We start from the raw sequence: 6,029 nt of genomic DNA on the forward strand, positions 1-6,029 counted from the left end.
AGCAGCGGTTCGAAGACGGCGCCGTTGGCGTCGAAGCACGCGGCGAACAGGATCGAGTCGTCGGTGCCGATGTAGCCGGCGATGTCGGTCTCGAGCGCGCGGTGGATGTCCTGCGTGCCACAGATGAACCGCACCGACGCCAGGCCGTAGCCGTGGCTTGCCATCGTGGCGGCCGCGGCGCTCGACAGCGCAGGGTGGTTGGCGAGTCCGAGGTAGTTGTTGGCGCAGAGGTTCAGCACGTCGCCGACGCCGTCGACCGACACCGTGCCGCCCTGCGGCGACGTGATCACGCGCTCGGGCTTCCAGAGCCCGTCGGCGCGGATCGTCTCCAGCGTCGCGTCGATGCCGTCGTAGAACCCGGTCCTGCTCATCGCCGTTCATCCTCACCCGGCGACCCTTCCGCCGCAAGGGCCGAACGGCGGGTCGAGGCCAGGCCCGCCGGCGGTCAGCCGATCGCCGTCGTGATCACCGCGGGAGCGTCGAACTCGACCGCGCCATCCCGCCCGACGAACCGGGCGAGGTCCCGCTCCGCGGCGGCGACCAACTCGCCGTACTGCTCGTCGTCGATCATGTCGGCCAGCGTCCAGCCGCGGATGTCGGTGTGCATCCAGGCCTCGATCGACTCGAACCGGGCGGTACCAGGTTGCTCGACGATCTCGACCCGCTCGAAGTGGTCCCCGACGAGCTCGGTCAGCTCGGCGTGGTCGCCGAGCACGAACGGTGCCGCCAATGCGAGCGCTGCGTCGCTGCCGAACATGCGGTCGAGCAACTCGACCATCGCCGCATACCCGGGAACGCGATCGAGCGGGCTCCAGGTGGCGATCGCGATCGAACCGCCGGTGCGCAGCGCTCGCGCCATCGACGCGAGCCCGGCGGATCGGTCGTCGAAGAACATCAAGGCGAACTGGCTGACGATCCGGTCGAACGCGGCGTCGTCGAACGGGAGGTCCTCGGCAGCTCCGTCGACCCACTCGACCGGTTCGGCCGATCGCCTCGCGACCGACAACATGCCCGGGTTCGGGTCGACGCCGGTGACGGTGCCGCTCGTGCCGACGCGGCCGGCCGCAGCTCGGGCCAGGACGCCGGTGCCGCACCCGACGTCGAGCACGTCGTGCCCCTCGGCCACCGACGCACGGTCGAGGACGTGCCCGGGCCACTGCCCGAACAGTGCCGGTACGAAGAATTCGTCGTAGACGACGGCCGCCTCGGCGACGACCTGCCCGCGTTCAGCGTCTTCCATCGGCTCATCGTCGTGCGACGAGCCGCGTCCCCGCAACCGAACTCCCGACCTGCGCGGCAGCCCGGCGGGTCAGATCGTGATGACGAGGTTGCCGACGTGCTGCTTGCGCTCGAACGCAGCCTGTGCTTCGTGGATCTGCTCGAGCGGGTAGGTGCCGGCGAGCACGGGTCGCACCTCTCCGCGTTCGACGTACCCGACCAAGTCCGCGAAGACCTGCGGTTCGTAGACCGTCGCCCCGTAGAGCTCGAGGTCGTTGAGGTAGAGCGTGCGGAGGTCGAGATCGACGACGGGCCCGGCGATCGCACCCGAGGTGACGTACCGGCCGCCGCGGTGGAGGGCGTCGAGCCAGCCGCCGAACGCGTCGCCGCCGACGATGTCGGCGACCACGTCGAACGGCTCGCCGGCTCGGGCGACCGCAGCTGCCGGGGCGTCGTCCGCGGCGCGGTCGACGAGGTGGTCGGCGCCGAGCGCGCGAACGGCCTCGTGCTTCGATGCCCCGGCGACCGCCGTGACGGTCGCACCCCGACGCTTGGCGAGCTGCACCAGCGCGCTCCCGACGCCGCCGGACGCGCCGGTGACGGCGATCGATTGGCCGGCGTCGAGTCGCACGCGGTGCAGCATGTGCTCGGCCGTCGACCACGAGCAGGCGAACGTTGCGAGCTCGGCATCGGTCAGCGCCGAGTCGATCGGATGGACGTTGCGGGCCGGCACGGCGCAGAGCTCGGCGAACCCGCCGTCGCGCTCGCTGCCGAGATACCCGGCCAACTCGCGCCGCATCGGATCGTCGGCATCCCGGATCCACGGATCGACGAGCACGCGCCTGCCGATCAAGCCGTCGTCGGCGGCGGCACCGACCGCGATGATGCGACCCACGACGTCGGCCCCCTGGATGCGCGGGAACGCCAACCCGCCGCGACCCCAGGTCGCGTCGTCGGTGCTCGCCTCGTCGAACCCGCCGCCCGTCGTCCCCGACGTGACGCTGCGGCTGTACCAGCCGACCCGCGTGTTGATGTCGGTGTTGTTCATGCCGCAGGCGGCGACCCGGATCAGCACCTCGTCGACGGCGGGTGTCGGCGGATCGACGTCGTCGCGCACGACGAGCGTCTCGGGTCCCCCGTTGCCTGTCAGGAGAGCGGCTCGCATGGCGGCACGATAGTGACCACATGCCCTCGGGGCCGTTGCCGGCGCCCGGGGTTGCGTGCTCGCCGTAATGATGTAATGTTCATTACATGAAGTCGCACACCGCTCAGCCCACCGCCTCCGCCGCCGACATCGCCGCGTGGTTCGAGGGCCGTCTGCCGTCGGACTGGACCTCGGTCGACACGCCCGTGATCGAGGTCGACCGCGAGGAGATCACCGTGACGATCGCGATCGAGGCACCCGGGCTCGCCGACGACGCCGACGACTCCGCTCGTGCCGAGGCAGCGGCCGGGCGCATGTCGGCGTTCCGGGAGGACACTCGCGATCAGCGGATCGCGATCGCCCGCGAGGCCGAGGCGCGGTTCGATCGCAAGGTCTCGTGGGGCGTCCGGGTCGGCGACCGATCGGCCCTCTTCACGCACCTGGCGGTCCCGGCGATGACGCGCCTCCGGCAGCCCGAGCGTCAGGTGCTCGACACCCTGATCGCAGCGGGCGTCGCACGATCCCGGAGTGATGCCCTCGCCTGGTGCGTCCGCCTCGTCGGCCGCAACACCGACGACTGGTTGGAGAAGCTCCGCGACGCCATCGACGACGTCGAACGCGTGCGAGGGGAGGGTCCCGACGCCTGAGGCGCGGCCCATCTGGCACGCTGTCGCGTGTGGGGATGTCGCACGAGACGGGCGCCGAACACGACGACGCCGTGGTCGCACGGTGCCCGGCGTGCGGGCACGAGCTGAGCATGTACGAGGACGCCGAGGTCGGTCGCGCCGAGGCGATCGCCACCGCGATCGCCGAGCGGGTCGCGTCGTGGTGGTTCGCAGGGCTCGTCGGGAGCTTCCTCGGCGTCTGGATCGCCGTGAACGTCGCGGCGCGCCCGTTCGAGCCGTACCCGGTCGTGATGTTGGCGGTGATCAGCGCGGTCCTGGCGACGGTCGCCGCCCTGCAGGGCCCGCTCATCCTCCTGACGCAGCGACGGGCGGCCGAGCGCGACCGGGCCCGTGACCGCGAGGCGCTCATGGTCGCCGTCAACGCCGAGACCGACATCCATCGGGTCGAGGCGAAGCTCGACCGGCTCACGGCACGCCTCGCCGGGGTCAGCACCGATCGCGACGACTGACACCTCCGCGAGGTCGCGCCGCGGTGGAGCGGTGGGTGACGCCGGCCGACGGGACGATCCGGCCGGATCGGGCGCTGGGCCGGCGTGGTCCGAGCGCATCCGCTGGGGCGCGCGTTCAGGTCGGGTCGATCTCGGCGAGTCGCGCCTCGACGAGGCGACGCACCAACGGCTCGGGCAGGGGCTCGTCGATCGGGAACCGCAGGGTGCCCTTCGACCACCGGTACCCGTCGAGCTCGTCGGCCAGCTCCGAGAGCACTGCCCCGGAGTGCGGGTAGTAGCCGCAGTGCCCCGTGAAGGCGGCGAAGCCGGCGACCGGCGTGCCGGCGACCTTGAACGCCGGCACGCCGTAGGACAGTCCCTCCTCGGCATCGGGCAGGATCGAGCGCAGCGTGCGCCGCAGATGGTCGAGCGTCGTTCGCTGCGGCTCGGGGACGCCATCGAGGTACTCGTCGAACGTCACGGCACCGACGGTACCTCGCTACTTTCGGCCGGGACCGCGAGGCCCGACCCCGGGGTGCGGCCTACAGTCCTGCCATGCATCCGAAACCGGCGGCGATCGCCGCGTCGATCGTGATCGTCCTCAGTGCGTGCGCCGGCGATGACGCGCCGGGCGCCGGGACCGCCGAGACCGAGTCGACGAGCACGGAGTCGACGAACACCGACACGACGAGCACCGAGACGACGGTCGCGGCCACGGCGGCGCCGGCGAGCCCTGCGACCACCGAGGCGGCACCGGCGACGACGGCCGCCGCTCCGACGACCGCGGTGGCCGAGCGCTACGACTTCTCGGCGGTGTCGCCGATCGTGCAGGCCTTCGTCGATGCCGAGGGCCTCGACGGTGCGGGGTTGATCGTGGTCGACCGTGAGGACGGCGTGATCCACCACGAGCACTGGGGCGAGTTCACCGAGGACCGGATCTCCCTCGTCGCGTCCTCCAGCAAGATGATCACGGCGGGCGTGCTGATGCGGCTCCACGACGACGGGCTGCTCGACGTCGACGCGCCGATCGCCGACGTCGTCGACTGGGGTGCCGGCAACCCCGAGATCACGCCGGCGCAGCTGGTCTCGAACAGCTCGGGCCTCGTCGGGCTCGGCCCGGACCCGACCTACGGGCCGTACCTGTGCCAGTTCCTCACCGCCGGGACGATCCAGGAGTGCGCCGAGTCGATCTTCGCGACGCCCGACGACGATGCCGACGTCATCCCGCCCGACACCGAGTTCCGGTACGGCGGTGCGCAGTGGCAGGTGGCGGGTGCGCTGGCAGAAGTCGCGGCCGGCAGATCGTGGGCCGAGCTGATCGACGAGATCTACGTCCAGCCGTGCGGGCTCGAGGCGCTCGGCTACAACAACCACTTCACCCAGGTCGGCACGAGCGGGTTCGACTACCCGACCGCGTTCGACGCCGACCCGTCGACGCTCATCGACACGGCGAACCCGAACATGGAAGGCGGCGCGTACGTCACCACCGGCGACTACGGCAAGCTGCTGCTGATGCACCTCCGTGGCGGCATGTGCGACGGCGGCCGCGTCCTCTCCGAGGAGTCGGTCGACCGGATGCACGCCGATCGCATCGCCGACGCGTACGACGGCTCGGCCGGCGCTGCGACCGGCTACGGCATGGGCTGGTGGATCGACCGCGAGACCGGCGTCATCAGCGACGGCGGCGCCTACGGGTCGGTGCCGTGGCTCGACCTCGACGACGGGTACGGCGCGTTCCTCGTGATCGAGGCCGACTCGGGCCTCGGAGGTCAGCTCGCCGAGCAGCTCGCCGACGTCGTCCACGCGGCGGCGACGCAGTCCACCTGACGGCCGGTCGCCCGGCATCGCAACGGACGGCGCGGATCAGCCGCCCTCTGCGAGCGCCTCGCGCAGCAGCGGCACGGTGTGCGCAGCAACGGGGTCGAGCCCGTCGCCGTGGTCGTACTCGCCGGCGTCGAAGGCGTCGTACACGGCGTACGCGAGCTCGGGGAACCGGAACCCGTCGCCCTCGTCGACCATCGCGTCGGTGATCCGCACCCAGACCGCGTTGAGGAGCGCGTCGGCGACGTCGTAGGCGAGCTCGCCGGCGAGGAACCGACGGCCCGCTGCGACCGCGATGGCGTCGCACGCCTCGGCGAGGTCGAGCCCGTGCTCCGTCCTGAAGCGATCGAAGACCGGGGCGAACTCGGCGCCGAGCGCGTCGACCTGGTGGCGGGCGAGCGCGGTCACGGCGGCGTCGGCGTCGGTCACGCCGCGATCGACTCCAGATCGGCCGCAGGGGCGGTCTCGGGCCGGCACGGTGGTCTGGGCTCCATCGGCGCTCCTGGGATCAGGCCATCGTGAGGCCACCCGACACCGACAACGTCTGGCCGGTGGTGAACCCGGCCGCCTCGGAGGCGAAGTAGACGACGGCGGGCGCGATCTCGGCCGGCTGGCCGACCCGCTTCATCGGCACGGCGCTCGCCATCGCTCCGATCACGCGCTCGCCGTCGTCGTCGGCGCCGACGATCTCGGCGAGCAGTGGCGTATCGGTCGGGCCGGGGCACACCACGT

At 71.8% G+C, this 6,029-nt stretch carries 9 protein-coding genes; 3 read left to right on the forward strand and 6 right to left on the reverse strand.

Annotated features, from left to right (window positions below; translation table 11 throughout):
* From QNJ12_RS23330 to QNJ12_RS23340, 3 genes are all read right to left on the reverse strand, one after another.
* A partial coding sequence (locus tag QNJ12_RS23330; protein WP_300626457.1) for an aminotransferase class I/II-fold pyridoxal phosphate-dependent enzyme occupies positions 1-371 on the reverse strand: 371 nt, incomplete at its 3' end.
* A gap of 74 nt (positions 372-445) precedes the next feature.
* Positions 446-1,240 (reverse strand): methyltransferase domain-containing protein, encoded by a 795-nt coding sequence (locus QNJ12_RS23335; protein WP_300626458.1) that lies wholly within the window; start codon positions 1,238-1,240, stop codon positions 446-448.
* A 69-nt stretch (positions 1,241-1,309) separates the two neighbouring features.
* Positions 1,310-2,383, reverse strand: coding sequence for an alcohol dehydrogenase family protein (locus tag QNJ12_RS23340; RefSeq protein WP_300626459.1), 1,074 nt, complete (start codon positions 2,381-2,383; stop codon positions 1,310-1,312).
* Between the two features lie 86 nt (positions 2,384-2,469).
* On the opposite strand from QNJ12_RS23340, the gene QNJ12_RS23345 reads away from it, so the two are divergent.
* Positions 2,470-3,009: a hypothetical protein gene (locus QNJ12_RS23345; RefSeq protein WP_300626460.1), complete on the forward strand. Its 540-nt coding sequence runs from the start codon at positions 2,470-2,472 to the stop codon at positions 3,007-3,009.
* 35 nt (positions 3,010-3,044) lie between these two features.
* Positions 3,045-3,497, forward strand: a complete 453-nt coding sequence (locus QNJ12_RS23350) for a DUF1003 domain-containing protein (RefSeq protein WP_300626461.1) — start codon at positions 3,045-3,047, stop codon at positions 3,495-3,497.
* A gap of 115 nt (positions 3,498-3,612) precedes the next feature.
* On the opposite strand, the gene QNJ12_RS23355 is transcribed toward QNJ12_RS23350, so the two are convergent.
* The gene (locus QNJ12_RS23355) at positions 3,613-3,957 is read right to left on the reverse strand and encodes an iron chaperone (protein WP_300626463.1); all 345 of its coding nucleotides are present in this window, start codon (positions 3,955-3,957) and stop codon (positions 3,613-3,615) included.
* 74 nt (positions 3,958-4,031) lie between these two features.
* Here QNJ12_RS23355 and QNJ12_RS23360 point away from each other — a divergent pair, with 74 nt between their 5' ends.
* Positions 4,032-5,303 carry a serine hydrolase gene (locus QNJ12_RS23360; RefSeq protein ID WP_300626464.1) on the forward strand — a complete coding sequence of 424 codons (1,272 nt, stop codon included), beginning with the start codon at positions 4,032-4,034 and terminating at the stop codon, positions 5,301-5,303.
* A 36-nt stretch (positions 5,304-5,339) separates the two neighbouring features.
* On the opposite strand, the gene QNJ12_RS23365 is transcribed toward QNJ12_RS23360, so the two are convergent.
* Both QNJ12_RS23365 and QNJ12_RS23370 read right to left on the reverse strand, forming a co-directional pair.
* Complete coding sequence (locus QNJ12_RS23365) at positions 5,340-5,726, reverse strand: hypothetical protein (protein ID WP_300626465.1); 387 nt, start codon at positions 5,724-5,726, stop codon at positions 5,340-5,342.
* Between the two features lie 79 nt (positions 5,727-5,805).
* Positions 5,806-6,029: SDR family oxidoreductase (locus QNJ12_RS23370; protein ID WP_300626466.1), on the reverse strand; the 224-nt coding region annotated here is incomplete at its 5' end.

This window comes from Ilumatobacter sp., assembly GCF_030065885.1.
Taxonomy (GTDB): Bacteria; Actinomycetota; Acidimicrobiia; order Acidimicrobiales; family Ilumatobacteraceae; genus Ilumatobacter.

Excerpts from the sequence above, each read along its gene's own strand:
- QNJ12_RS23340 (WP_300626459.1), bottom strand. The coding sequence starts at position 2,383 with ATGCGAGCCGCTCTCCTGACAGGCAACGGGGGACCCGAGACGCTCGTC.
- QNJ12_RS23345 (WP_300626460.1), top strand. The coding sequence starts at position 2,470 with ATGAAGTCGCACACCGCTCAGCCCACCGCCTCCGCCGCCGACATCGCC.
- QNJ12_RS23360 (WP_300626464.1), top strand. The coding sequence starts at position 4,032 with ATGCATCCGAAACCGGCGGCGATCGCCGCGTCGATCGTGATCGTCCTC.
- QNJ12_RS23335 (WP_300626458.1), bottom strand. The coding sequence starts at position 1,240 with ATGGAAGACGCTGAACGCGGGCAGGTCGTCGCCGAGGCGGCCGTCGTC.
- QNJ12_RS23350 (WP_300626461.1), top strand. The coding sequence starts at position 3,045 with ATGTCGCACGAGACGGGCGCCGAACACGACGACGCCGTGGTCGCACGG.